The sequence below is a fragment of the Massilia violaceinigra genome (assembly GCF_002752675.1).
In the GTDB taxonomy this organism is placed as follows: Bacteria; Pseudomonadota; Gammaproteobacteria; order Burkholderiales; family Burkholderiaceae_D; genus Telluria_A; species Telluria_A violaceinigra.
The window spans coordinates 270,905-293,844 of record NZ_CP024608.1; the positions used below are offsets into that span (position 1 = coordinate 270,905).

Consider the following 22,940-nt stretch of genomic DNA (forward strand, 5'->3'; position numbering starts at 1 on the left):
CTCCCTAACGCGAAACGAATACGATATGGCATTAAATTACATCTGGTCCGGTTTTTTCCTGGTCGGCTTCCTGGCCGCGCTGGCGCAGTGGATTTTCCTCGGCGATACCGAGATTTTCAAGAAAATCGTCGACGGCACCTTCGAGTCGGCCAAGATGGGCGTGATGGACATTGCCCTGCCGCTGGCCGGGGTGATGACCTTGTGGCTCGGCATCATGAACATCGGCGAAAAGGCCGGCGCCATCGGCTGGCTGGCCAAGGTGATCTCGCCCTTTTTCTCGCGCATCTTCCCCGACGTGCCGAAAGAACACCCTGCCACCGGCCACATGGTGATGAATTTTTCCGCCAACCTGCTCGGGCTCGACAATGCAGCCACCCCCTTCGGGCTGAAGGCCATGGAAAGCTTGCAAACGCTCAATCCCGACAAGGATACGGCCAGCAACGCCCAGATCATGTTCCTGGTGCTGCACACCTCCGGCCTGACCCTGATTCCGCTGGCGATCATGGCCCAGCGCGCCATCCTCGGCGCCAAGGACCCGTCCGACATCTTCATTCCCTGCATGATTGCCACCTACGTGGCCACCCTGACCGGCATCATCGTGGTGTCGATCAAGCAACGCATCAACCTGCTCAACCGCGTGGTGCTCGGCTGGCTGGGCGGGATGACGGCCGCCATCTGCGCGCTGATCTTCTTTTTCACCAATTACCTGACCAAGCCGGAAATCGAACTGGTGTCGCGCGTGTCGAGCAACCTGATCCTGTTCTCGATCATCATCATCTTCATCGTCGGCGCCATGCGCAAGCAGGTCAACGTGTATGAAGCCTTCATCGAAGGCGCCAAGGGCGGCATCCAGACCTCGCTGACCATCATTCCCTACCTGGTGGGGATGCTGGTGGCAATCAGCGTGATCCGCAATTCGGGCGTGCTCGGCTTCGTCGTGCGCGGGCTGGAGTGGATCTTCATCAGCCTTGGCATGCCGACCGAATTCACCCCGGCGCTGCCGACCGCGTTGATGAAGCCGCTGTCCGGCAGCGGCTCGAAGGCGATGATGATCGATGCCATGACCACCTACGGCGTCGATTCCTTCGTCGGGCGCCTGGCCTGCATCTTCCAGGGTTCGGCCGACACCACGTTCTACATCGTGGCGCTGTATTTTGGTTCGGTGGGCATCCGCAAGACGCGCTATGCGATTTCGTGCGGGCTGATTGCCGACTTTGCCGGCATCGTCACGGCCATCTGCGTCGCTTACCTGTTCTTCGGTTGATCGGGAGAATGGCCATGCTGCGTCCACTCGCCCTTGCCGTCCTGCTGGCCTTCGCCGGCGCCGCCAGCGCCCAGCTGCCCGCGCCGGTCAGCCAGTTGCTGTTTGATGCCACCATTCCCGAAGATGCCATGAGCGCGCTGGTGCTGCGCGGCGACGTGCCGCTGCTGTCGCACCTGGCCGAGCGCCAGCTCAATCCCGCCTCCACCATGAAACTGGTGACCACGATGGTCGCGCTCGACCAGCTTGGGCCGGCGTTCCGGGGGCGCACCGAACTGCGCACCGGCGCCAGCGTCAGCGGCGACGTGCTGCGCGGCGACCTGGTGCTGCGCGGCGGGGCCGATGCCGACTTCAGCGGCGAGGTGCTCGAACGCATGCTGCAATCGCTGCGCAACCAGGGCATCCGCAAGATCGAGGGGCGCCTGGTGCTGGACCGCCAGCTGTTCAACCCGGCCCGGCCCGACATCGGCGCGCCGCAGTTCGACGAATCGCCCGAGGCGTACACCAATGTGATTCCCGACGCGCTGATGGTCAACAAGAACATGCTCGAACTCGACCTGCGCTCGGGCTCGGGCACCCTGGCAGCGGTGGCGTATCCCGAGCTCGACGGCGTGACCATCAGCTCGGCCATGACCCTGGTCGACGCCGACTGCGGCAGCTGGGCCAATGGCTGGAAGCAACCCGACGTACAGCGCGACCGGCTCGGCAAGATCACGGTGGTACTCAAGGGCAGCTTTCCGAAGCATTGCGCCAAAACCTACCGCGTCAACATGCTCGACCGCCAGGATTACCTCGACCGCCTGTTCCGCGCCACCTGGAAACGCCTGGGCGGCGTGCTGATGGGCGAGACCATCGAAGCGGCCAGTCCGCCGGCCACGCGCCTGCTGGCCGAGCATGCGTCGCGCACCCTGCCCGACATCGTGCGCGACTACAACAAGAGCTCCGACAACACCCTGGCGCGTACCGTGTTCCTGACCCTGGGCAGCTTGGAAGCGGACCCGGTGGTGGGCAGCCGCGCGCTGGCCACCATCCCCGGTGAAACCACGGTGGCGCGCGCCGACCGCACCGTGCGCGACTGGATGCGCGCGCGCGGCATCGACGATACCGGGATGGTGCTGGAAAATGGATCGGGCCTGTCGCGCATCGAACGCATCAGTGCGGTGCAGATGGCTGGGGTGCTGCAAGCGGGGCTGCGCAGCAACTGGTCGCCGGAATTCATGAGCAGCCTGCCGATCGCGGCGGTCGACGGCACCATGCGCCGGCGCCTGGCCGACAGCCCGGCGGCGCAGCGCGCGCGCCTGAAAACCGGCACCTTGCGCAACGTGGTGGCGGTGGCCGGCTACGTGCGCGATGCCACGGGTCAGCAATGCGTGGTGGTAGCCATGATCAACAGCGAGCTGATCGGCAACGGCAAGGGCCGCGCCGTGCTCGATGCGCTGGTGGACTGGGTGGCACGTTCTGGCGCCACTAACTAACCCAAACGAATTATCTGGAATCGCACCGATACTGGCGCAGATCGCACCGATACTCAGGAAATCGCACCGATACTTTGAAAACCGCACCGATACTTCCGAATTTGCACAAATTCGGTAGAATTGGCTCACACTACTGAGCCAATTGATGCGCTATAACGGCCGCCTGCCCCCCGCAGTTTTGCTACAAGTCTTGACCGACATGGCCAAGGCTGGAAATGAGTTCGTCTCATCGTCTCAGTTGGTTGACGCTACCGGATCAAGCAAGGATGCGGTCAAGCGAGTGTTGGCCAGATTGACATCAGCCGGGCAGGTCGAGGTCACAGGCAAAGCCCGTGCTACGCGATATCGCCTGCTAGCAACAGTCGCTTCTGTTTCCCTTGAACAGGTGGACACACCGTTACTTGCCACAGCGAGCCCAAGCGAGATTGGCCCACGCTGGCGCGCGGAAAGCCTTCAGCTCCGGCAACAACTGACACGTCCTCTGGCTGCACGTACACCCGTCACGTATCGTCGGCAATTCGTTGACGACTACAAGCCCAACGAAACGTTCTTGCTGCCACCGGAACTCGCAGAGGAACTGGTTGCGCTCGGTCGTCTTCCGGGACAACTTCCGGCGGGCACCTACGCTCGCAAGGTCCTGGAGCAATTGCTCATCGACCTATCATGGTCATCCTCTCATCTCGAAGGCAATCGCTACACCCTTCTCGATACGGAAGAGCTGTTCAAAAGCGGCGCTGCCGCTACCGACAGCGATGCTGTCATGCTGCTCAATCACAAAGCGGCCATTGAGTTCATTGTGGATGCTGTTCCCATACAAGGGCTCAACACCAGTTTGGTTCGCAATGTGCATGCGGTACTCATGCATGACCTGCTGGTTGATGTTGCCTCACTCGGCGCGATTCGCACGAAAGTAGTCAACCTCAGCGGCAGTACCTATATTCCGAACCAAGTCCCGGCGGTGTTGGAAGAGATGTTCGAGCGCATTATCGTCAAGGCACAGCACATCAAGAATCCTTTGGAGGCAGCCTTTTTCCTCTGGGTAAACTTGGCGTATCTCCAGCCTTTTGAGGACGGCAACAAGCGGGTGAGCCGGGTCGCCGCCAATATTCCACTGATGCTGTACAACCAGGCCCCGCTGTCGTTTCTCGATGTAGACCGTGACGATTATGCGCTGGCGATGATGGGTGTCTACGAAGCTTGCGATGTCTCGATGGCGGTGGACCTCTTCGATTGGACATATCGACGCTCCCAAGCCAAATACAAGGCTATATCGGGATCTCTCGATTCACCAGACCCGTTCCGCGTCAAGTACCGCGAAGCACTTAGCGAAGCGGTGGGATCGGTGGTCCGACGCCGTCAGCCCATGGCCGATGCCATAGCGGCTCTGGAATTGCCCGCTGAGGACACGCCAAGGTTCCAGCAATTGCTTGCGCAGGAATTGAACGTTCTGGCAGATTTTAACTGTGCGCGTTACCGGCTTGGCATGAAAGAAACCCGGGCCTGGATCGATGAGGGACGCCCTGGCCGGTAGCTGTCGGCATTGCTTCGCCGCTATTGCCCACCGGCTGAGATACGCGGGTTTAATGTTCGGTGCCGGCGTAGATCCACATTGGCTCGGTGCGGCCGGCGCGGGTGAAGCCCAGCGACTCGTAGAAGGCGATCGCGTCGCCGTCGGCCGTCAGCATCTGCTGGTGAAAGCCGGCGTAGCGCGCGCACAAGGCTTGCATCATCAGGCGCCCGATGCCCTTGCGCTGGTGCGCCGGGTCCACCAAAAAATGCGGGTAGTAGACCACCAGATGGCCATCCGAGATCGCATTGCCAATGCCGACCAGCACGCCATCCTCGCGCGCCGTCACCAGGCTGTGCGAGTTGCGCAACGCGGCCAGCAGTTGCTCGGGCTTGTCGGCGGATGACCACGCGTTGGCGCGGTACAGGGCAATGACTTCGGCGTCGCCGATCTGGTCGTCCAGGCTGATATTCATGGGCAGAGGGGGCGGCGGGCGCCGGGCGTTGAAAGTGCTTTATGGTAACAGGCAGCGAGTCGACGCGCTGGCGCCGCCTTACAGCACCCGCTGGAAGGTTTGCCGCACCCAGTCGCGGTCGCCGCAATCGAAGTGCCACCATTCGCTGGCAATGCCCACGAAGCCGGCCTGGGCCATCGCTGCGCGCAGCAGTTGCCGGTTTTCCACCTGCGGCAGCGTCAGTTCGCCGCGCGCCAGCAGCAGCGCCTCGCGCGCCGGGTGCGAGCGCTCGCTCATGTCGTCGAAGACGGTCGCCATGTCGAGTTCATGCCCGTGTTCGTCGAGCAGGGTGATATCGAGCGCCATGCCGAAGGAGTGGATGGAACCGCGCTCCGGCGGCGCCAGGTACATGCGCAGGCCGGTGCCGTCGAGCGCGTCCCACAGCGCTTCCTGCACCCGCTGCGGGCGCAGCGCGTCGAGAATCAGCGCGCTGCAGCCGGGCCGCTGCAATGCCAGCCAGGCCACGACGCGCTCCAGTGCCGCTGCGGCGTCGCGGTGCAGCCAGGCACAGTCGAATGGCGAGTACAGGTCGCGCCCGGTGAAGTTGTCGACGCCCGCGTAGCGCAAGTCGACGGCGATCCCGGCAATGCTGGACAAAGGCCGGAAGTCGGCGCACTGGCCAAGCTGTTCGATCGGCAAGCCCTCGATCATGATCGGGCCCCGTGCGCCAGGCACTGCCGCGCCGCCGCACCGATGCTGGCGACCAGCTCGCGCGCGCCATGCGAGAGCGGCGCATGGCTGGCCGTGAGCAAGAACAATTGCACGGGAATGGCTGGGGCCCAGGCGCGCCGCTGCACCTTGCCGTCGTGCGCGGACGCGGCCGTGAAGGGATCGACCACTGCCATCCCGGCACCAGCCTCGACCAGCGAGCGGGCGATCTGGTAAGTCTGCACCACCGTGTGGAACACCGGATGGACGCCCTGCGCCTCGCACGCGGCCACCAGCAATTGGCCGAGCGGATCGTTGTCGGCGTGGCCGATCAGTGCGCCGCTGAGGCCATCGGCCGAGACCGGCTTGCCGCAGGCTTCTTCGCTCCAGCTGCCGGCCGGCGCGATCACCGTCATCACGCCTTCGGCGATCGCTTCGGCCACGATGCCGGGGTGGCGCGGGTCTTGCAGCGACAGGGCCAGGTCGGCTTCGCCAAGGCGCAGGGCATGGACGATCTCGCTGGTGTGGTGGGTGGCCAGCTCGCAGCGCGTGTGCGCGAACGCCTTGCGCCACACCGTCATCGCCTGCGGCAGCACGCTGATGGCAATGGTCGGCGTGGCCACCAGGCGGATGGTTTCGACCGCGCGGCCCTTGAGGCTGGCCGCAAGACGGCGGATGCCTTGCAGGTCGCGGTGCAGTTTCTCGGTTTCGGCGAACAGGCGATGCGCCTCGGGTTTGGGATAGAGCTTGCCGCGCACGCGCTCGAACAGCGGCATGCCCAGCTGCAGCTCGCAGTGCTGCAAGACCTTGGTCACGGCCGGCTGCGATATGTGCAGCACCTGGGCCGCGCCGCTGATGGTGCCCACCTGCATGATGGCGTGGAACACTTCGATGTGGCGCAGGCGCATGGTGCGGTTCCCGTCCTGTTATGCCGCTGGTTTCACGGCGGGCGCGGTCAGCGCATCGAGCAGGGCCGCCGTTTCGGCGTCCGGCGTGCCGTCGATGGTGGCCGGGCGGTATTTCATCTGGAAAGCGCCGATGACGTTGCGGGTCGCTTCGTCGAGCAAGCCGGTCTGCGGCACCGCGTAGCCGAAGGTGGCCAGGCGCGCCTGAAACCAGGCAACGTCGGGCAGCAGCAGGTCGTACACGGGGCGCGCCGCGGCCACCTTGGCGGCGTCGGGCCAGGCCACCAGACCGTGCCGGGCCAGCTGGAACCACGGGAACATCGGGCCCGGGTCCTGCTTGCGCTGGGGGGCGATATCGCTGTGGCCGAGGATGTTTTCCGGCGGGATGTTGTGGCGCTTGACAATGTCTTTCAGCAGCACGATCAAACGGTCCACCTGGGCTTGCGGGAAGGGGTACCAGATGCGGCCGTTGGGAGTTTCGGTGAAGCCGGGATTGACGATCTCGATGCCGACCGAGCTGCCGTTGAGCAGGGTATAGTTTTTCCAGTGCGATACGCCGGCGTGGTTGGACTGGCGCGTTTCATCGACCAGGCCATAGACGATGGGGGAGGTTTCGTCGGTCAGCAGGTAGTGGCTGCTGACCGTCTGCTGGGTCAGCACCTTGATCGATTGCGGCAGGTTGATGGCCGTGTAGTGCAGGATGACGAACTTGACGCGGCTGCTCTGGCCCTTGGCCGAGTAGGTGCGGTCGATGGTGGGACCGGTGGCGCAGCCGGAAAGCAGGGCGATCAGGAGCGTGGCGAGCAGGGTTTTCATCGGCGTAGAAAGAGGTAAAAGTTCAAATTCCCCCGTCGTTCCCGCGCAGGCGGGAACCCAAGTTTGTAATGCAGCCACAGACTGAGCTGCAAACTTGGGCTCCCGCCTGCCCGGGAGCGACGGAGGTGGCGCGAATGACGGCGCTCAGGTCCAGCTCGCGGAAATCCGCGCCGCTGCATGATGAGCGCGGGCTGTCGTCTGCGTCAAGCTTATCGCATCCGGCAAGCCGGCGCGCATCGTGTTCACAATCAGGGGATGCAGCGCGGCGGCGCGTCCGGCCAGCACCACCGGCCGCGCACCAAAACGCGCCGTCAAGGCCAGCGCCAGGCGCGCCAGCTCCCGTCCCGCTTCCGCAAGAATCGCGGCCGCCACCGGATCGGCCCCGGCACTGGCAGCGACGGCCAGCGCCAGCCGCCCCACCTCGCCGCGTTCCTGCCCGTACATGAACTGGCGCGACAGCGCCCAGTCGTCGCCGCCGATCTGCGCAAACACAGCCTGCGCCATGGGCGACGCACGCCAGCGGCCCGGTTCTTCATCCTCATTGCGCCAGATGTGGCGCAGCGCCTCGCGCGCGATCCAGAAGCCGCCACCGCCATCGTCGAGCATCACGCCACGCCCGCCGGCACGGTGGAACACGCCATCGGCATCGATCCACGCGCCGATCGAGCCGGTCCCGGCATACACCAGGTAACCCTCGCCCGGCGCAAAGCTGGCCAGGTAAGCAATCTCGATATCGCTGCACAGCACGACCTTTTCATCCGACAAGCCGAGCGGACCGGCCAGCCACTGCTGCAACTGCGCGCCATCGCCGCCGAAGCCGGTGAGCCCGGCGCGCACCGCCCGCGGACGGCCATGGGCGAGCACAGTGGCCGCGAGCGCCGCGAAACTGGCTTGCACGCTGGCGCGGCCGGCCGCACTGCCCATCTGCAAGGCGGACAAACCGCCCACTTCGCCCTCGGCCACGATGGACCCGTCGGCCGCCGCCAGCGCCCAGCGCGTGCGGGTGCCGCCGGCATCGATGCCGAGGCCCAGGCCACTCATGGCTTGAGGACGGAGATGCGTTCGCCCTCGTTACCCAGGCGGTCCACCGCGCTGACGAACACGGCGCTGGCCGGGCCGAGTTTGGCATCGTCAAGCACGGTCCAGTCGGCGCGTGAAGCGGGCACGACGGCAAAGCGCCATTCGCCGCCATGGCGCGACCAGATCGCATAGTGCGCGTTGGACTTGCCAGCCGTGAGCTTGAGGGCCACGCCATTGCCCTCGCGCCGCGCGGCCACCGTCGGCAGGCCCGGCGCGTCGTTACCCAGCCACGGCGATGCCGGCACCAGCGCCGGGGCGACGTAGTGGCCGGTCTTGAGCTGGTCGCTGAGGCCCTGGCGGTTTTCCATCAGCGCCACCATGCTGAAATGCACGTGGCCGCCGGCGCCCGGACGGCTGCGCGTCACGCCAATCTGCTGCACGATTTCCTTGGCCTGGAAGCCCTTGCTGGCGGCGCCGATGCGGCTGGTGAACAAGCCCGGCCAGATATGGCGCCGCTTGCCGTTCTGTCCCACCCAGTAATCGAGCAGCACGTCGTACGCTTGCGGGGCCTGGCCGATGGCCCAGTACAACTGGGGCGAAAGATAGTCGAGCCAGCCGTTGGCGAGCCACAGTTCGGCGTCTGCGTACAGCTTGTCGTACTGGCTGAAGCCGACGATGCCGCGCGGGCGCCGGTCCGGACGGCCGATGCCGAAGGGGCTGATGCCGAGCCGCACCCAGCTTTTCTCGCGGTGGATGCCGGTGTACATCGCCTCGATCAGCTTGTTGACGTTCTGGCGGCGCCAGTCTGCACGCGTGAGCGTGCCGCCGGAAAGCAGGTAGCGCTGCCAGGCCGGCTGGTCGGGAAAATCCAGCTCGGCCTTGGGCACGTAGGCACCGTCGAGCGCGGCCGTTTCCGCGCCGCTGGCGCCGGGCGCTTCGATCGGATACGGATAGAAATAGTCGTCCAGGTGCACGCCATCGATGTCGTAGCGCCGCACCACGTCGAGAATCACGTCCAGGGTGTGCTTGGACGCCGATTCTTCGCCCGGGTCCATCCACAAAAATCGCCCGTAACTCTTCACCGCCGCCGGATTGGCCTTGGAAATATGGTCGTGCGCGGGTGGCGACTTGGCCGTGGCGTGGCGCGCGCGGTAGGGGTTGAACCAGGCGTGCAGCTCCAGCCCGCGCGCATGGGCCTGGGTAACCCAGAACTTGAGCGGGTCGTACCACGGCTGCGGCGCCTGGCCCTGGGTGCCGCTCAGGTACTCGGTCCACGGTTCGAGCTTGGACGGATAGATGGCGTCGGCGCTCGGCCGCACCTGCAGCACGATGGCGTTCAGGTTCATGGCCTTGGCGCGGTCGAGGATGGCGATGGCCTCGGCCTGTTGTTTTTCCGCCGGCAGATTGGCGCGCGAGGGCCAGTCGATATTGGCCACCGTCGACACCCAGGCGGCGCGAAACTCGCGCGGCGCCACCGGCGGCACGGTCTCGCTGCCGCCCTGGATGGTGGCCGGGCTGGGAACCACGCCCACGGCCCCTCCCGTCCCCGCCACCGGCGTGGCCGTGGTACACCCTGTCATCAACCCGCCCAGCGCCATGGCGCCGGCTACCCCTGCTAGCGCGAATGCGCGTCTTGTCCTGTTCGGCTGCAAACCATTCCCCAATTTAAACTTTTACAAACCATTTCTTGCGCCACATCCACCATGCAAGCAAGAACATCGCCGCATTAAACAGCAGAGCATAAAGCAAAGAGCTGTTCACAGGCGACACGCCAAGCGCACTCACCTGTGAATACAGCCGTTGCGCCAGGCTCACACCGCCGACCTCGATAAAGCCCAGCATTTTAGACACCAGCCCGGAAAACGCGAAAATGAACAGGGCATTCATGCCGTAGATAATCAGCGGCGTGCTCCAGCGCGCCGCGGCGCTGCGCAGCGGAATGTGGGGATTGGCGTCGAGCAGCCAGTAAAAGCTGGAAAACACGATCAGCGCCCAGCCCGTCATGAACAGGCAGAAGGACGGTGTCCACAGGCTCTTGTTGATCGGCATGAGCATCACATCGAGCATGGCGCCGATCCACAGCAGGGCCAGGCCGGCCAGCAGCATCCAAACGGTCTGTTCGGTGCGCGAGTGGCTTGAGAGCAGCCAGCGTCCCGCCAGCACGCCCAGCAGCTGGCTGCACAGGGCCGGGATCGTCGAGAGCAAGCCTTCCGGGTCCCAGGTCTTGGACTGCGGCCACAGGTGGCCGTCGAGCAGCAGGCGGTCGATGTAGGCGCCGAAGTCCTGGCCCGGTTCGAGCACGCCGGCGCCGATGCCGGGCACCGGCACCCACAGCATCAGCACGCTGTAGAGCGCCAGCAGGCCGGCGATCCACAGCACTTGCTGGCGCCAGCTGAAATACAGCACGATGGGCGCGGCCAGCAGGGTGCAGATGGCGATGCGCTGCAGCACGCCGGGAATGCGCACGGTGGACAGATCGAAACCGGGAATGAGATTGAGCGCCAGGCCGATCAGGAAGATGATGGCGGCGCGCACGGCCAGCTTGCGCAGCAGGGTCGGCTTGTCGGCCCCGGCCGCGGCCAGGCGGCCCAGCGAAAACGCCATCGACACCCCGCCGATGAACAGGAAGAAGGGAAAAATCCAGTCGGTGAAGGTCCAGCCATGCCACTGGGCGTGCGCCAGCTGGGAATACAGGTGGCTCCAGTCGCCCGGATTGTTCACCAGGGTCATGGCCGCAATGGTGAAGCCGCGGAAGGCGTCCAGCGAGGCAAGGCGGGCCGGGGCCGTCATTGATCGGCCATCATTAATCAACCCGCTTGCCGAATTCCGGATCGATCTTCACCAGCGCCGCCATGATAAAGGCGGGAATGGTCATCACGCACACGTAGATGAAGAAATGCTGGTAGCCCAGGTATTCCTGGATTTTCCCGCTGAACATGCCCGGCACCATCATGCCGAGCGCCATCAGCCCGGTGCAGATGGCGTAGTGGGCGGTCTTGTGTTCGCCGTCCGAGATCATGATCATGTACAGCATCATGGCGGTGAAACCGAAACCGTAGCCGAACTGTTCCAGCGCGATGCTGGAGGCGATCAGCACGAAATTCTGCGGCAGGGCCGTGGCCAGGTAGACGAACACGACGTCGGGAAGGTGCACCGCGAACACCATCAGCCACAGGCAGCGCTTCAGGCCCAGGCGCGAAATCAGGAAGCCGCCCAACAGCCCCCCAGGGTCAGCGCGATGATGCCGATGGTGCTGTAAGCGAGCCCGACCTGCTCGGTGGTCATGCCCAGGCCGCCCTTGACGACAGGGTCCTTCATGAAGGGAATCGCGAGTTTCAGCAACTGGGATTCGCCCAGGCGGAACGTGAGAATGAAGCCGAGGATCAGGCAGATGTCGCGCTTGCCGAAAAAAGAGGCAAAGGTGGCGAAGAATTCGGCCAGCTTGTCGCCGCCCCCAAGCACGGTCTTGTCCTCGGCCGGCCGCCCCAGCACCACGCTGTGATAGGCGAACAACGCGATGAACAGGGCGGCCAGCGCGAAGAACACGACCGACCAGGCAAAGCCGACGTCGCCGGTGCTGGTGGTCAGATGGCCGGCCAGCATGGCCATCGCGCCGCCGCCGACAATCGTGGCCAAGCGGTAAAAGGTGCTGCGCACGCCGACAAAGGCGGCTTGCTGGTATTGCTTCAGGCCCAGCATGTAGAAACCGTCGGCGGCGATGTCGTGGGTGGCGGAAAAAAACGCCATCACCCACAGCACGGCCAGGCTGATCTGGAAGTACGCCGGCAGGTGCATGGTGAAGCCGACCGCGGCCAGCGCGGCGCCGATGGCCAGCTGCAAGGTAACGATCCACCAGCGCTTGGTGCGCACCATGTCCACCAGCGGCGACCAGAGCGGCTTGATGACCCACGGCAGATACAGCCAGCTGGTATAAAAGGCAATGTCGTCGTTGCCGACGCCGCGGTCCTTGTACATCAGGACCGACAGGGTCATCACCACCACGTAGGGAATGGCTTGACCGAAGTACAGGGAGGGTACCCAAAGCCAGGGGCTTTTATCTTGCGCTGTTTGCATAATTCTTTCGTGATCATGCAGGCCGGGCGGCCGCCGCCGCCGCTCCGCGCAAGACACGGAAAGACAGTCAGGCGGCCAGTGCCTGGCGCACGCTGCCGCGCGCGCTCTCAAGCAAGACCCTGGCCTGGGCGATACTGGTTTTTTTGGTCAGGGCCACGATGGCGACCTTGACATGGAAATCGCATTGTTCCAGCACCGCGCGGGCGGCCGCCTCGTCGGCGCCGGTGGCAAACATCGTCAGGCGGACCGCGCGCAGCACCAGCTTGGCATTGGTTGGCTTCAAGTCTACCATCAGGTTGCCGTAGACCTTGTGTAAACGCACCATCAGGGCGCTCGAAAAGGTGTTCAGTGCAATTTTCTGGGACGTGCCGGCCTTCAGCCTGGTGCTGCCGGAAATGACTTCCGGACCGGTATCGAGGGTGATGCCGATCTGCGCCTCGCGCACCACGGGCGCATCCGGATTGTTGGCAAAGCCGATCGTCAGGGCACCAGCCGCGGCGGCGGCGCGCAGGGCGCCAAGTACGTAGGGCGTGGCGCCGGAGGCGGCCAGCAGCAGCACCACGTCGTCGCGCCCCGGGTTGAGCGCGCGCAGGTCGGCCGCGCCCCGGGCGCTGTCATCCTCGGCCCCTTCGACGGCGACGAACATGGCATCGACGCCGCCGGCCAGCAGCGCCAGGGCGCGTTCGTGCGGCCAGGAAAAGGTGGGATACAGTTCAACGCTGTCGAGCACGCCGAGCCGGCCCGACGTACCGGCGCCCACATACATCAGGCGCCCGCCGGCGTCGATGCGCGGCAGGGCGGCCGTGACGGCGGCGGCGATCTGGCTTGAGGCCGCCTGCACCGCGCGCACGGCGTGGAACTGGTCGCCGATGAGGGTATCGACCAGTTCACCGGTGGGGTACAGGTCCAGGTCGGCATGCTGCCGGTCGGGGGTTTCTGTGTTCAACATGGCCGCTCCGCTGCTTCGATGCGGCTAGTGTAATGCCAAACGGGCGGCGTTCAGTATGAAAGGGACAAGAACGTCACAGCATCAGGCGACGCGGCGCATCTCCGCCACGAAGTCGTAATGGTCGCTCCGGCAATACGAATGGGTCAGCTCGACCGCCTGGCCCGATTCCAGATAGCCGACGCGCGTGATGTACAGCACCGCCTGGCCTTCCGGCACGCCGAGCTGGCCGGCCAGCACGGCGCCGGCATTCATGGCGCGGATATGTTGCAGTGCACGCACAGGGGTGTGGCCGGTGGTGGCCAGGTGCTCGTACAGGGAGTTGCCGACCGCTTCCGGCTTGGGCAGCACGCTGGCCGGAATCACGCTGACCTCGTATGCCATGACGACATCGTCGGCCAGGCGCAGCCGTTCGAGGCGGGCCACGCGGGCATTCGGCGACAGGCCCAGGCTCAATTGCTCGTCGGCGGACGCGACCACCACCGAGCGGCTGAGCCATTGCGAGCCGGGACGGTAGCCGCGCTGCTGCAGCTGCTCGGAAAAACTCGACAGGTTCGACAGGGGCTGCTCGATGCGCGGCGCCACATAGTTGCCCGAGCCGCGGCGGCGCACCACCAGACCCTGCTCGACCAGCTGGTCGATGGCCTTGCGCGCGGTCACGCGCGAGACGTCGAGCTGCTCGGAAAGCAGCCGTTCGGAGGGCAGCGCCTGGTCGACCTGGTAGCGCCCGTCGCGCACATCCTGGATCAGCTTGCGCGCCACTTGCATGTAGAGCGGGGAATTGTCGTTCAAATCGACCTTGAAATCGGTGTGGGTAGTGCTCATTACGGTTCCGCTCATGGTCATCGATCCTGTGCTGCCGCCATGCTGGCGTGCGCATCAGTGTAATCGTAATGCCGCCGCCGGTCAGCAGGCGCAGGCATGAAATTATCCACGGTGCGCATACCGGGACGTCATGGCGGCATTCGTCTTGCATTCTAGCCTGATTGGCCGCCCGGCTCGCGCCGCCATCGAGGAAATTTTATGCCATGCTGGCAAAGGCGCCAGACTTATTAGCGCATAGACAAGAGATATGAATCGGGGTTATGGGCGCCGGCGCGGGATTCATTGGCGCGCTGGGCGGCCTGTGCGTAAGCTGCTGCCAGGGGTCTAGCGAGAGAGGTGAAGCGGCATGCGGGAAGTCATGGTGATCGGCGGCGGGGTGGTGGGACTGGCTTCAGCGTGGTGGCTGCTGGAGGCCGGCTTCGGCGTGACCCTGCTCGAACGCGACGCCCTGCTTGGCGCCGGCGCCAGTTTCCGCAATGGCGGGCAGCTCAGCTACCGCTACGTGGCGCCGTTCGCCGATGCCGGGGTGCCGCTCAAGGCGCTGCGCTGGCTGTTGCAAAAAGATGGACCGCTGCGCTTCCGGCCCGAGGCCGACCGCCGCCAGTGGCGCTGGCTGGCGCAGTTCGTGGCGCACTGCGATGCCGGCATCCATCGCCGCACGACGGCGCGCCTGCTCCAGCTTGGCGAGCTGAGCCGTAGCGCGATGGGGCAGCTGGACGATATCCTCCCGCGCGCGGAATATGGCTGGCGCGAAGCCGGCAAGCTGGTGGTGTATCGATCCGGCAAGCTGTTCGACGCGGCCGCGGCGCGCGCCGATGCGGGCGCCGAGGTGCTGTCGGCGGCCGGCTGCGTGGCGGCCGAACCGGCGCTGGCGGCGGCGCAACCGGTCCTGGCAGGCGGCGTGTTCAACCGGGGCGAAGCGGTGGCCGACTGCCATGACTTTTGTACCGGGCTGGGGCAGCGCCTGCGCGCCCATCCGCGCTTTCGCGGCATCGTGCGCGGCGAGGCGCGCGGCTTCCTGCTTGATAAGGGCAAGGTGAGCTGGCTCGACACCAGCGCCGGCATGCTGGCGGCGGACGATTATGTGCTGGCGGCGGGCATCCGCAGCCGCACACTGGCGGCCACGGCGGGCATATACCTGCCGCTGTACCCGCTCAAGGGGTACAGCCTGAGCGCGCCGGTGCGGCCCGGGGACTGTCCGCCGGAGATCAGCGTCACCGACTTCGAGCGCAAGGTGCTGTATGCGCGCATCGGCGACCAGTTGCGCGTGGCGGCCATGGTCGACATGGTGGGGGAGGATGTATCGCTCGACGCGGGACGGATCGCCGGGCTGCTGCGCCAGGCGCGCGCAGTGATGCCGCGGGCGGCCGATTACGAGACGATGACGGCGTGGGCCGGCCTGCGCCCCGCCACGCCAAGCAGCGCGCCGATCATCGGGGCTACGCCCTTGAACAACCTGTGGCTGAACGTGGGGCACGGGCCGCTGGGTTTTACGTTTGCATGCGGCTCGGCCAGCATCCTGGCCGCTGTAATGCGCGGCGAGGCGCCGCCGATCAGCCTGGATGGGCTGGCCCTGCGCGGCTGACGATGGGGATGGGGTAGCGCGCAAGGCGGGCGCGGGTCAGCCGCCACGGTTCTGTTCGAACGCGGCCGCTATGCCAGGATTTCGATGCCGATAAGGCGTCCGGCAGCGTCGAAGTCCATGTAAATATCCGCGCCTTCATAGTCGACGAGGTCGGACAGACGCAGCGTTTTTTTGACACAGCCAGGCGTGTTCTCCGCCGGATGATCGGGAAGACTCAGGTACGCAACCGGGCTGTCTTCCTCAGGATCGCAGTCCGGATCCTCTTCAAGATCCGATTCAGCAATCTTCAATTCAATTTTTCCATTGGCCATAACAATCTTTCAGGCGCTAAAACAACAATGCGTGCGAATCGCCGGCTCCGGGAACAACTTGTTCCCCGGTACAGGCCAAGCACCAGCGCGGGGGAGGGTGCGTCCGCAACAGCGGGCGCACGGGTATGCAAGCATATAATATCCTTTATGGCGTGCTCAGGACGTGTTTGAGGGCTTCTTGCGCCGGCAGCCTTTCCGCATCGGCGCGACGTCAACTTTCAGTCTGGCTGCACTGCGCCTGCCGGCTTAAGCAACGTCGCTGAGATCGGTAGCCACTTCTTCCGGCTTGCCCCCCTTACCGTGCGTCAGCTCGAACATCCGATCATAGAAGGCTTGCGCTTTCGAGGAGACAGGCCTGGCGAGAGATGCCTCCAGAAGCTCGGCAATGTCACGGTCGTTCCAAGCAAGTTGATCCATCCTGCTTTCGCCCAGTTCGCCGTCTTCTCCGATAGGGCGGGAACTCCGGCTTTTGCTGGCCATAATTTGATTCAAAGAACTGTCCGGTAGGGATGTTCGCTTGGATGAGAAGCGGTTTTTACGTAGCGATGTTTTCTTCATGATGCTGGCTCCCATATGACAGCCGGATTCGCGTCCGAACTGTAGCTGTGCACGTTCACCGGCCGACTTGCGGCCATCAACGCACCCAGCGATGCCCATTGTGCGTCTGTCCCGGTATCGATGTCCATCCACGCTTTATAGTAGGTCAAGGCCGGATCGTTCGCATAGGTGTCAAAAATCATACTGAGTGGAACATACCTTCCTGTCTCCAGGAAGCGGACAAGGGCCCGTTTTGTTGCGTCGACCCGGTCAAGGAGCAGCGCTGTCAGATGCACTTGATACCCGTGATTAATGAACGAATTACGCATTGTTTTCAGACGCCGCTCATCATTTCCTATGACAGGGATGACGACGTTAAGTTTCTTTAAAACGCAATACTCTGACAGAGATCGGGGTTCCGCGAACGATTTGCCAAAAATGATCATGCTTGACTCCTTGTGCACCAGAGCAGCTCCTGCCAGCGCATGCCCGAATTCCGGGAGTTTGCGCTTGGCAAAATCGGAATCGAGCACCATTGCGCCAAGCCGGTCCGCGATCGCGCTGACGACGGTCGACTTGCCCGCTCCCGGAAGCCCGGTCACCAGATAAGCCCTTGCCCCTGCTTGCGCGTCTCGTCCTCGTGGCTTGGAGCCGCCACTGCCCAAACAAATGTTTTCGTCGGAATCGAGACGGTCATAAGAAATGAGTTCGGTAAGTATTTGATCGTGCAGAGCGGCGCGCGTATTCTCGCTGCGATATTGCTGGACCCGGTTACGCCGGCTCGATATCGTCGGATCGGCGTATGCCACCGCCACCGCGCTCTCTGCATCGCGAATGCGCTTGCACAGTTCAGGCAGATCGAGGCTGCCACCGCCATTCAGCGTGATTGCATGCCTGATACCAAGGCAACTGCCTAAAAACGCTTCGATGCTTTCATGGTCCCGCAGTGGCCTGGCATAGCTATCGGTCATGAGTTGCCCTGTCAACGAAAGATGTCAATCACCGACATCAAACTTAACAGCACCACCTGACCACGGTCTGTCCGCACGCAAAGTGCGCACGCCGTCCCGTCAATGCCGCCAATATGGCGGATAATTGCAAGATTCCGTTTTTGCAAACAATCATGCCCTCTCCCTCCACCTGCCCCTGCGGCGGCGCCACCTTCGCCACTTGCTGCGCCCCCTTGCTCGCGGGCGAGGCGGTGCCGCCGAGCGCCGAAAGCCTGATGCGCTCGCGCTACACCGCCTATACCCTGGGCAATGAGGCCTACCTGCGCGCCACCTGGCACCCGAGCACGGTCCCGGCCGAGCCGATCGTCGGGGAAAACGAACAAACCCGCTGGCTCGGGCTGGAGATTAAATCTGCTTTACGTTTACGTAAACGTCAAGCAAACCTGCTAGAATCGCCGGACGCCGATACCGTAGAATTCGTCGCCCGCTACAAGATTGGCGGGCGCGCGCACCGCCTGCACGAAGTCAGCCGTTTCGTCCGCGAAACCAACGACGGGGTGGCGCGCTGGTACTACCTGGACGGCAGTTTCCCGGACTAAAAAAGGATCGCAATGCCCCACATCGACAGCAAACTCAATCCGCGCAGCGAAGACTTCAAGGCCAACGCCGCAGCCATGCAAAGCATCGTCGACGACCTGCGCGCCAAGGTCACCGCGGCCGCCGCCGGCGGTGGCGCCGCTGCCAGCGCCAAGCATGTCGCGCGCGGCAAGCTGCTGCCGCGCGACCGCGTGCAGATGCTGCTCGATCCCGGCACGCCCTTCCTCGAATTTTCCCAGCTGGCCGCGTACGAGATGTACGACGGCGCCGCGCCCGCCGCCGGCATCATCACCGGCATCGGCCGCGTGTCCGGCCAGGAGTGCGTGATCGTCTGTAACGACGCCACCGTCAAGGGCGGCACCTACTACCCGATAACGGTCAAGAAGCACCTGCGCGCCCAGGAAATCGCCGACCAGAACAACCTGCCCTGCATCTACCTGGTCGACTCGGGCGGCGCCAACCTGCCCAACCAGGACGACGTCTTCCCCGACCGCGACCATTTCGGCCGCATCTTCTTCAACCAGGCCAATCTCTCCGCCAAGGGCATCCCCCAGATCGCCGTCGTCATGGGTTCGTGCACCGCCGGCGGCGCCTATGTGCCGGCCATGAGCGACGAGTCGATCATCGTCAAGGAACAGGGCACCATTTTCCTGGGCGGCCCGCCGCTGGTGAAAGCGGCCACCGGCGAAGTGGTCACGGCCGAAGACCTGGGCGGCGGCGACGTGCACACGCGCCTGTCCGGCGTGGTCGACCACCTGGCCCAGAACGACCTGCACGCACTGTCGCTGGCGCGCACCATCGTCTCTAACCTGAACCGCGTCAAACCTGCCCAGATGGCGCTGAGCGAATCCGTGGAACCAAAATACGCGCCCGAAGAACTGTACGGCGTGATCCCCGTCGATACCCGTAAGCCCTTCGACGTGCGCGAAGTCATCGCCCGCATCGTCGACGGCAGCGACTTCGACGAATTCAAGGCGCGCTACGGCACCACCCTCATTTGCGGCTTCGCCCATATCTACGGCGTCAAGGTCGGCATCATCGCCAACAACGGCATCCTGTTCTCCGAGTCGGCCCTGAAAGGCACGCACTTCATCGAACTGTGCTGCCAGCGCAAGATTCCGCTGGTGTTCCTGCAAAATATCACCGGCTTCATGGTGGGACGCAAATACGAAAACGAAGGCATCGCCCGCAACGGCGCCAAGATGGTCACGGCCGTCGCCACCGCGGCGGTACCGAAATTCACGGTCATCATCGGCGGCAGCTTCGGCGCCGGCAATTACGGCATGTGCGGCCGTGCCTTCTCGCCGCGCTTCCTGTGGATGTGGCCTAACGCGCGCATCTCGGTGATGGGCGGCGACCAGGCCGCGTCGGTGCTGGCCACGGTCAAGCGCGACGGCATCGAAGGCAAGGGCGGCCAGTGGTCGCCGGAAGAAGAAGCCGCCTTCAAGCAGCCGATCAAGGAACAGTACGAACACCAGGGCCACCCTTACTACGCCACCGCGCGCCTGTGGGACGATGGCGTGATCGATCCGGCCGACACCCGCATGGTGCTCGGCCTGGGTCTCTCGGCCGCCCTCAACGCGGAGATTGCCGACACGAAGTTCGGCGTCTTCCGCATGTAAAGCAATAGGTAAAGGAATCGCATGGACTATCAGACACTCGCCGTTTCAATCGCCGACCGGGTCGCCACCGTCACCCTGAACCGCCCCGACGTGCGCAACGCGTTCAACGAAATCACCATCGCCGAACTGTCGCTGGCCTTCGATGAACTGGGACGCAGCGACGATATCCGCGCCATCGTGCTCGATGCGAACGGGCCGGCCTTTTGCGCCGGCGCCGATCTGAACTGGATGAAGAAAATGGCCGGCTACTCGCACGCCGAAAACAGCGAGGACGCCGCCAAGCTGGCTGAAATGCTGCGCGCGATCTACCTGTGCCCGAAACCGGTGGTCGCCAAGATCCAGGGCGACTGCTACGCCGGCGGCATGGGCCTGGTGGCCGCGTGCGACATCGCGGTGACCGTCAACAGCGCCAGCTTCTGCCTGTCCGAAGTCAAACTCGGCCTGATCCCGGCCACCATTTCGCCGTACGTGATCCGCGCCATGGGCGAAAACGCGGCGCGCCGCTACTTCCTCACGGCCGAAAAATTCAGTGCCCAGGAAGCGCAGCGCATCGGCTTCGTGCACGATGTCGTGCCCGCCGACGCGCTCGACGCGCATGTGGCGGCGATCGTCAACGCGCTGGTGACCAGCAGCCCGAACGCCGTGCGCGAAGCCAAGGTGCTGGTGCGCGAGGTCACCGGCAAACCGGTCGATGCGGCGATGGTGGTCGACACCGCCGAGCGCATCGCCAATGTACGCGCGTCGGATGAAGGACGCGAAGGCGTCGCTTCCTTCCTCGAAAAACGCAAGCCTTCGTGGCTGGTGTGACGTGATGGCGGACATGCCCCAGGATTGGGTAGCGCGCAGCCTGCGCAGCGTGTGGCACCCGTGCACGCAGATGCAGCACCACGCGAATGGCGATAACAGCGTGCCGCTGATCCCGGTCAGCCACGGGCGCGGCGCGTGGCTGTACGACCATGAAGGCAAGCGCTATCTGGACGCGATCAGTTCGTGGTGGGTCAACCTGTTCGGCCACGCCAATCCGGTTATCAACGCGGCCTTGAAGGACCAGCTGGACCGGCTGGAGCACGCCATGCTGGCCGGCTTCACGCACGAACCGGTGGTGCGCCTGTCGGAGCAATTGTCCGAGATGACCGGCAAGGTACTCGGCCACGCGTTCTACGCGTCGGACGGCGCATCTGCGGTTGAAATCGCGCTGAAAATGAGTTTTCATGCGTGGCGCAACGCGGGCCTGTCCGACAAGCAGGAATTCGTCTGCCTGCAGGGCAGCTACCACGGCGAAACCATCGGCGCGCTGGCTGTCACCGATGTGGCGCTGTTCAAGGATGCCTACGGCCCGCTGCTGCGCGCAGCGCGCGTGGTGACGTCGCCCGACGCGCGCAACGCACAAGACGGCGAAAGCGCCCAGGACGTGGCGCGCCGCGCCGCGGCCGACGTGGAAAAGCTGTTCGAGGAACGCGCCGGCCACATCGCCGCCATCATCATCGAGCCGCTGGTGCAGTGCGCGACCGGCATGGCGATGCACGATCCGCTTTACCTGACGCTGGTGCGCGAGCTGTGCGACCGCTTCCAGGTGCACATGATCCTCGACGAAATCGCGGTCGGCTGCGGACGCACCGGTACCTTTTTCGCCTGCGAACAGGCCGCCATCTGGCCCGACTTCCTGTGCCTGTCGAAGGGCATCAGCGGCGGCTACCTGCCGCTCTCGCTGGTGCTCACGCGCGACGAGGTGTACCAGGCCTTCTACAGCGCCGACGTCACGCGCGGCTTTTTGCATTCGCACTCGTACACCGGCAATCCGCTGGCCTGCCGCGCCGCGCTGGCGACCTTGCAGATCTTCAAGGACGACGACGTGTTGAACCGCAACCGCGCGCGCGCCACGCGCCTGACGACCGCGCTGGCGCCCTTGGCCGAGCATGAGCGCGTGCGCAATTTCCGCCAGCGCGGCATGATCTGGGCATTCGACGCGGTCGAACCCGACGCCGCGCGCGCGGCCACCTTTTCGCGCCGCTTCTTTGCCAGCGCGCTGGAAAACGAACTGCTGCTGCGCCCCATCGGCCGCACCGTCTACCTGATGCCGCCGTATATCCTCTCCGACGAGGAAAGCGACGGCCTGGCCGAGCGCACCCGCGCCGTATTCGACACCGTGATCGCGAGCTGACCGATGAAGCTGATTGATGCAATCGAGCGCCAACTGCGCCAGTTGGACGAGCAAAGCCTCACGCGCGAACGGCGCGTGATCGACACGCCCTGCAAGCCGCGCCTGATGGTGAACGGCCGCGCGCTGCTGGCCTTTGCCAGCAACGACTACCTGGGCCTGGCGGCGCACCCGCGCGTGGTCGATGCGCTGCGCGAAGGCGCGGACCTGTACGGCGCCGGCAGCGGCGCCTCGCACCTGATTTCGGGCCATAGCCTGGCACACCAGCGGCTTGAAGACCGGCTGGCCGAATTCGTCGGCGCGCACCTGGAATCGGCACGCGCGCTGAGTTTTTGCACCGGCTACATGGCCAACCTGGCGATCCTCACCACCCTCGGTGCCGATGGCGACGCCCAGATTTTTTCGGAATCGCTCAACCATGCCTCGCTGATCGACGGCGCCAGATTGGCGCGCGCCGCCGTCAAGGTGTATCCGCACGCGGACCTGGCGGCCCTGGGCGCGCTGCTGGCCGCCAGCAACGCCACGGCCAAGCTGGTGGTCACCGACAGCGTGTTCAGCATGGATGGCGACATCGCCCCCCTGCCTGAACTGCTGGCGCTGTGCGAGGAGCATGGCGCGTGGCTGGTGATCGACGACGCCCACGGCTTCGGCGTGCTGGGCGCGCATGGACGCGGCGCGCTCGAACACTTCAACCTGCGCTCGCCGAATATCGTCTACATGGGCACCCTCGGCAAGGCCGCCGGCGTCGGTGGCGCTTTTGTCGCGGCGCACGCCAGCGTGATCGAACTGATGATCCAGCGCGGCCGGCCCTACATCTACACCACCGCAGCACCGCCGGCGCTGGCGCATGCCCTGATGACCAGCATCGACATCATCGGCGGCGACGAAGGCGCCTCGCGCCGCGCGCACCTGCAGTCGCTGATCGCGGCCTTCGACGAACAGATAGACCTGAAACGCTGGCAGCGCGTGCCCTCGGCCACCGCCATCCAGGCGATCGTCATCGGCACCAACGAAGAAGTGCTGCGCATCGGCGCCGGCCTGCACGGGCATGGCCTGTGGGTGCCGGCGATCCGGCCTCCGACCGTGCCCGAAGGGACGGCCCGCCTGCGCGTGACCCTGTCGGCCGCGCACACGCATGACGAAGTCGCGCAGCTCGCCGCTGTGCTCAACGACCTGGAAAGGACGTGAG

23 protein-coding genes are annotated in these 22,940 nt (G+C 64.6%); 9 read left to right on the forward strand and 14 right to left on the reverse strand.

The window, feature by feature from the left end:
* Positions 1 to 25 precede the first annotated feature (25 nt).
* From CR152_RS01210 to CR152_RS01220, 3 genes are all read left to right on the forward strand, one after another.
* Positions 26 to 1,264 (forward strand): spore maturation protein, encoded by a 1,239-nt coding sequence (locus tag CR152_RS01210; RefSeq protein WP_099873063.1) that lies wholly within the window; start codon positions 26 to 28, stop codon positions 1,262 to 1,264.
* A gap of 14 nt (positions 1,265 to 1,278) precedes the next feature.
* Positions 1,279 to 2,736, forward strand: a complete 1,458-nt coding sequence (gene dacB, locus CR152_RS01215; protein WP_099881886.1) for a D-alanyl-D-alanine carboxypeptidase/D-alanyl-D-alanine endopeptidase — start codon at positions 1,279 to 1,281, stop codon at positions 2,734 to 2,736.
* Positions 2,737 to 2,881: 145 nt separating this feature from the next.
* Complete coding sequence (locus tag CR152_RS01220) at positions 2,882 to 4,267, forward strand: Fic family protein (RefSeq protein ID WP_167399860.1); 1,386 nt, start codon at positions 2,882 to 2,884, stop codon at positions 4,265 to 4,267.
* A 49-nt stretch (positions 4,268 to 4,316) separates the two neighbouring features.
* Here the strand turns inward: CR152_RS01220 and CR152_RS01225 are convergent, their stop codons facing one another.
* The 11 genes from CR152_RS01225 to CR152_RS01270 form a co-directional block, all read right to left on the reverse strand.
* Complete coding sequence (locus CR152_RS01225) at positions 4,317 to 4,718, reverse strand: GNAT family N-acetyltransferase (protein WP_208640050.1); 402 nt, start codon at positions 4,716 to 4,718, stop codon at positions 4,317 to 4,319.
* 78 nt (positions 4,719 to 4,796) lie between these two features.
* Positions 4,797 to 5,408: a M15 family metallopeptidase gene (locus tag CR152_RS01230; protein WP_099873067.1), complete on the reverse strand. Its 612-nt coding sequence runs from the start codon at positions 5,406 to 5,408 to the stop codon at positions 4,797 to 4,799.
* A complete protein-coding gene (locus tag CR152_RS01235) occupies positions 5,405 to 6,313 on the reverse strand; it encodes a LysR family transcriptional regulator (protein ID WP_099873069.1) in 909 nt (302 codons plus the stop codon). The genes CR152_RS01230 and CR152_RS01235 overlap by 4 nt, the downstream gene beginning before the upstream one ends.
* A gap of 18 nt (positions 6,314 to 6,331) precedes the next feature.
* Positions 6,332 to 7,126 carry an N-acetylmuramoyl-L-alanine amidase gene (locus CR152_RS01240; RefSeq protein WP_099873071.1) on the reverse strand — a complete coding sequence of 265 codons (795 nt, stop codon included), beginning with the start codon at positions 7,124 to 7,126 and terminating at the stop codon, positions 6,332 to 6,334.
* Positions 7,127 to 7,270: 144 nt separating this feature from the next.
* Positions 7,271 to 8,167: an N-acetylglucosamine kinase gene (locus CR152_RS01245; RefSeq protein ID WP_099873073.1), complete on the reverse strand. Its 897-nt coding sequence runs from the start codon at positions 8,165 to 8,167 to the stop codon at positions 7,271 to 7,273.
* Positions 8,164 to 9,726 (reverse strand): glycoside hydrolase family 10-like protein, encoded by a 1,563-nt coding sequence (locus tag CR152_RS01250; protein WP_229413239.1) that lies wholly within the window; start codon positions 9,724 to 9,726, stop codon positions 8,164 to 8,166. Before CR152_RS01250 ends, CR152_RS01245 begins: the two co-directional genes overlap by 4 nt.
* 85 nt (positions 9,727 to 9,811) lie before the next feature.
* Complete coding sequence (locus tag CR152_RS01255) at positions 9,812 to 10,936, reverse strand: acyltransferase family protein (protein ID WP_099873075.1); 1,125 nt, start codon at positions 10,934 to 10,936, stop codon at positions 9,812 to 9,814.
* Between the two features lie 13 nt (positions 10,937 to 10,949).
* The gene (locus CR152_RS33970) at positions 10,950 to 11,363 is read right to left on the reverse strand and encodes an MFS transporter (protein ID WP_229413240.1); all 414 of its coding nucleotides are present in this window, start codon (positions 11,361 to 11,363) and stop codon (positions 10,950 to 10,952) included.
* Positions 11,348 to 12,220: an MFS transporter gene (locus tag CR152_RS01260; protein ID WP_229413241.1), complete on the reverse strand. Its 873-nt coding sequence runs from the start codon at positions 12,218 to 12,220 to the stop codon at positions 11,348 to 11,350. Before CR152_RS01260 ends, CR152_RS33970 begins: the two co-directional genes overlap by 16 nt.
* Before the next feature lie 67 nt (positions 12,221 to 12,287).
* Complete coding sequence (locus tag CR152_RS01265) at positions 12,288 to 13,169, reverse strand: N-acetylmuramic acid 6-phosphate etherase (protein WP_099873078.1); 882 nt, start codon at positions 13,167 to 13,169, stop codon at positions 12,288 to 12,290.
* An 81-nt stretch (positions 13,170 to 13,250) separates the two neighbouring features.
* On the reverse strand, positions 13,251 to 13,991 hold the full coding sequence (locus tag CR152_RS01270; RefSeq protein WP_099873080.1) for a GntR family transcriptional regulator: 741 nt from the start codon (positions 13,989 to 13,991) through the stop codon (positions 13,251 to 13,253).
* Between the two features lie 346 nt (positions 13,992 to 14,337).
* Here CR152_RS01270 and CR152_RS01275 point away from each other — a divergent pair, with 346 nt between their 5' ends.
* A complete protein-coding gene (locus tag CR152_RS01275; protein WP_099873082.1) occupies positions 14,338 to 15,576 on the forward strand; it encodes a D-amino acid dehydrogenase in 1,239 nt (412 codons plus the stop codon).
* 68 nt (positions 15,577 to 15,644) lie between these two features.
* On the opposite strand, the gene CR152_RS01280 is transcribed toward CR152_RS01275, so the two are convergent.
* From CR152_RS01280 to CR152_RS01290, 3 genes are all read right to left on the reverse strand, one after another.
* Positions 15,645 to 15,887: a DUF2283 domain-containing protein gene (locus tag CR152_RS01280; RefSeq protein ID WP_099873085.1), complete on the reverse strand. Its 243-nt coding sequence runs from the start codon at positions 15,885 to 15,887 to the stop codon at positions 15,645 to 15,647.
* Between the two features lie 246 nt (positions 15,888 to 16,133).
* On the reverse strand, positions 16,134 to 16,445 hold the full coding sequence (locus tag CR152_RS01285; RefSeq protein ID WP_157778275.1) for a hypothetical protein: 312 nt from the start codon (positions 16,443 to 16,445) through the stop codon (positions 16,134 to 16,136).
* Positions 16,442 to 17,395, reverse strand: a complete 954-nt coding sequence (locus CR152_RS01290; RefSeq protein ID WP_099873090.1) for a zeta toxin family protein — start codon at positions 17,393 to 17,395, stop codon at positions 16,442 to 16,444. Before CR152_RS01290 ends, CR152_RS01285 begins: the two co-directional genes overlap by 4 nt.
* Before the next feature lie 113 nt (positions 17,396 to 17,508).
* Between CR152_RS01290 and CR152_RS01295 the strand changes: the two genes are divergently transcribed.
* The 5 genes from CR152_RS01295 to bioF are packed head-to-tail and all read left to right on the forward strand — an operon-like array spanning position 17,509 to position 22,939.
* Complete coding sequence (locus CR152_RS01295; protein WP_229413242.1) at positions 17,509 to 17,973, forward strand: YchJ family protein; 465 nt, start codon at positions 17,509 to 17,511, stop codon at positions 17,971 to 17,973.
* A gap of 12 nt (positions 17,974 to 17,985) precedes the next feature.
* Entirely contained in the window at positions 17,986 to 19,593 is a 1,608-nt protein-coding gene (locus tag CR152_RS01300) for a carboxyl transferase domain-containing protein (RefSeq protein WP_099873092.1), read from the forward strand.
* Positions 19,594 to 19,614: 21 nt separating this feature from the next.
* Positions 19,615 to 20,400, forward strand: a complete 786-nt coding sequence (locus tag CR152_RS01305; protein ID WP_099873094.1) for an enoyl-CoA hydratase/isomerase family protein — start codon at positions 19,615 to 19,617, stop codon at positions 20,398 to 20,400.
* Positions 20,401 to 20,404: 4 nt separating this feature from the next.
* Positions 20,405 to 21,754: an adenosylmethionine--8-amino-7-oxononanoate transaminase gene (gene bioA, locus CR152_RS01310; RefSeq protein ID WP_099873096.1), complete on the forward strand. Its 1,350-nt coding sequence runs from the start codon at positions 20,405 to 20,407 to the stop codon at positions 21,752 to 21,754.
* A 3-nt stretch (positions 21,755 to 21,757) separates the two neighbouring features.
* On the forward strand, positions 21,758 to 22,939 hold the full coding sequence (gene bioF / locus CR152_RS01315) for an 8-amino-7-oxononanoate synthase (RefSeq protein ID WP_099873097.1): 1,182 nt from the start codon (positions 21,758 to 21,760) through the stop codon (positions 22,937 to 22,939).
* The last annotated feature ends 1 nt before the right edge of the window (position 22,940 follow it).

What these genes read in the sequence shown, in the direction of transcription:
- CR152_RS01210 (WP_099873063.1), top strand. Translation starts at nt 26, where the DNA reads ATGGCATTAAATTACATCTGGTCCGGTTTTTTCCTGGTCGGCTTCCTG.
- dacB (WP_099881886.1), top strand. Translation starts at nt 1,279, where the DNA reads ATGCTGCGTCCACTCGCCCTTGCCGTCCTGCTGGCCTTCGCCGGCGCC.
- CR152_RS01220 (WP_167399860.1), top strand. Translation starts at nt 2,882, where the DNA reads ATGCGCTATAACGGCCGCCTGCCCCCCGCAGTTTTGCTACAAGTCTTG.
- CR152_RS01225 (WP_208640050.1), bottom strand. Translation starts at nt 4,718, where the DNA reads ATGAATATCAGCCTGGACGACCAGATCGGCGACGCCGAAGTCATTGCC.
- CR152_RS01230 (WP_099873067.1), bottom strand. Translation starts at nt 5,408, where the DNA reads ATGATCGAGGGCTTGCCGATCGAACAGCTTGGCCAGTGCGCCGACTTC.
- CR152_RS01235 (WP_099873069.1), bottom strand. Translation starts at nt 6,313, where the DNA reads ATGCGCCTGCGCCACATCGAAGTGTTCCACGCCATCATGCAGGTGGGC.
- CR152_RS01240 (WP_099873071.1), bottom strand. Translation starts at nt 7,126, where the DNA reads ATGAAAACCCTGCTCGCCACGCTCCTGATCGCCCTGCTTTCCGGCTGC.
- CR152_RS01245 (WP_099873073.1), bottom strand. Translation starts at nt 8,167, where the DNA reads ATGAGTGGCCTGGGCCTCGGCATCGATGCCGGCGGCACCCGCACGCGC.
- CR152_RS01250 (WP_229413239.1), bottom strand. Translation starts at nt 9,726, where the DNA reads ATGACAGGGTGTACCACGGCCACGCCGGTGGCGGGGACGGGAGGGGCC.
- CR152_RS01255 (WP_099873075.1), bottom strand. Translation starts at nt 10,936, where the DNA reads ATGACGGCCCCGGCCCGCCTTGCCTCGCTGGACGCCTTCCGCGGCTTC.
- CR152_RS01260 (WP_229413241.1), bottom strand. Translation starts at nt 12,220, where the DNA reads ATGCAAACAGCGCAAGATAAAAGCCCCTGGCTTTGGGTACCCTCCCTG.
- CR152_RS01265 (WP_099873078.1), bottom strand. Translation starts at nt 13,169, where the DNA reads ATGTTGAACACAGAAACCCCCGACCGGCAGCATGCCGACCTGGACCTG.
- CR152_RS01270 (WP_099873080.1), bottom strand. Translation starts at nt 13,991, where the DNA reads ATGAGCACTACCCACACCGATTTCAAGGTCGATTTGAACGACAATTCC.
- CR152_RS01275 (WP_099873082.1), top strand. Translation starts at nt 14,338, where the DNA reads ATGCGGGAAGTCATGGTGATCGGCGGCGGGGTGGTGGGACTGGCTTCA.
- CR152_RS01280 (WP_099873085.1), bottom strand. Translation starts at nt 15,887, where the DNA reads ATGGCCAATGGAAAAATTGAATTGAAGATTGCTGAATCGGATCTTGAA.
- CR152_RS01285 (WP_157778275.1), bottom strand. Translation starts at nt 16,445, where the DNA reads ATGAAGAAAACATCGCTACGTAAAAACCGCTTCTCATCCAAGCGAACA.
- CR152_RS01290 (WP_099873090.1), bottom strand. Translation starts at nt 17,395, where the DNA reads ATGACCGATAGCTATGCCAGGCCACTGCGGGACCATGAAAGCATCGAA.
- CR152_RS01295 (WP_229413242.1), top strand. Translation starts at nt 17,509, where the DNA reads ATGGCGGATAATTGCAAGATTCCGTTTTTGCAAACAATCATGCCCTCT.
- CR152_RS01300 (WP_099873092.1), top strand. Translation starts at nt 17,986, where the DNA reads ATGCCCCACATCGACAGCAAACTCAATCCGCGCAGCGAAGACTTCAAG.
- CR152_RS01305 (WP_099873094.1), top strand. Translation starts at nt 19,615, where the DNA reads ATGGACTATCAGACACTCGCCGTTTCAATCGCCGACCGGGTCGCCACC.
- bioA (WP_099873096.1), top strand. Translation starts at nt 20,405, where the DNA reads ATGGCGGACATGCCCCAGGATTGGGTAGCGCGCAGCCTGCGCAGCGTG.
- bioF (WP_099873097.1), top strand. Translation starts at nt 21,758, where the DNA reads ATGAAGCTGATTGATGCAATCGAGCGCCAACTGCGCCAGTTGGACGAG.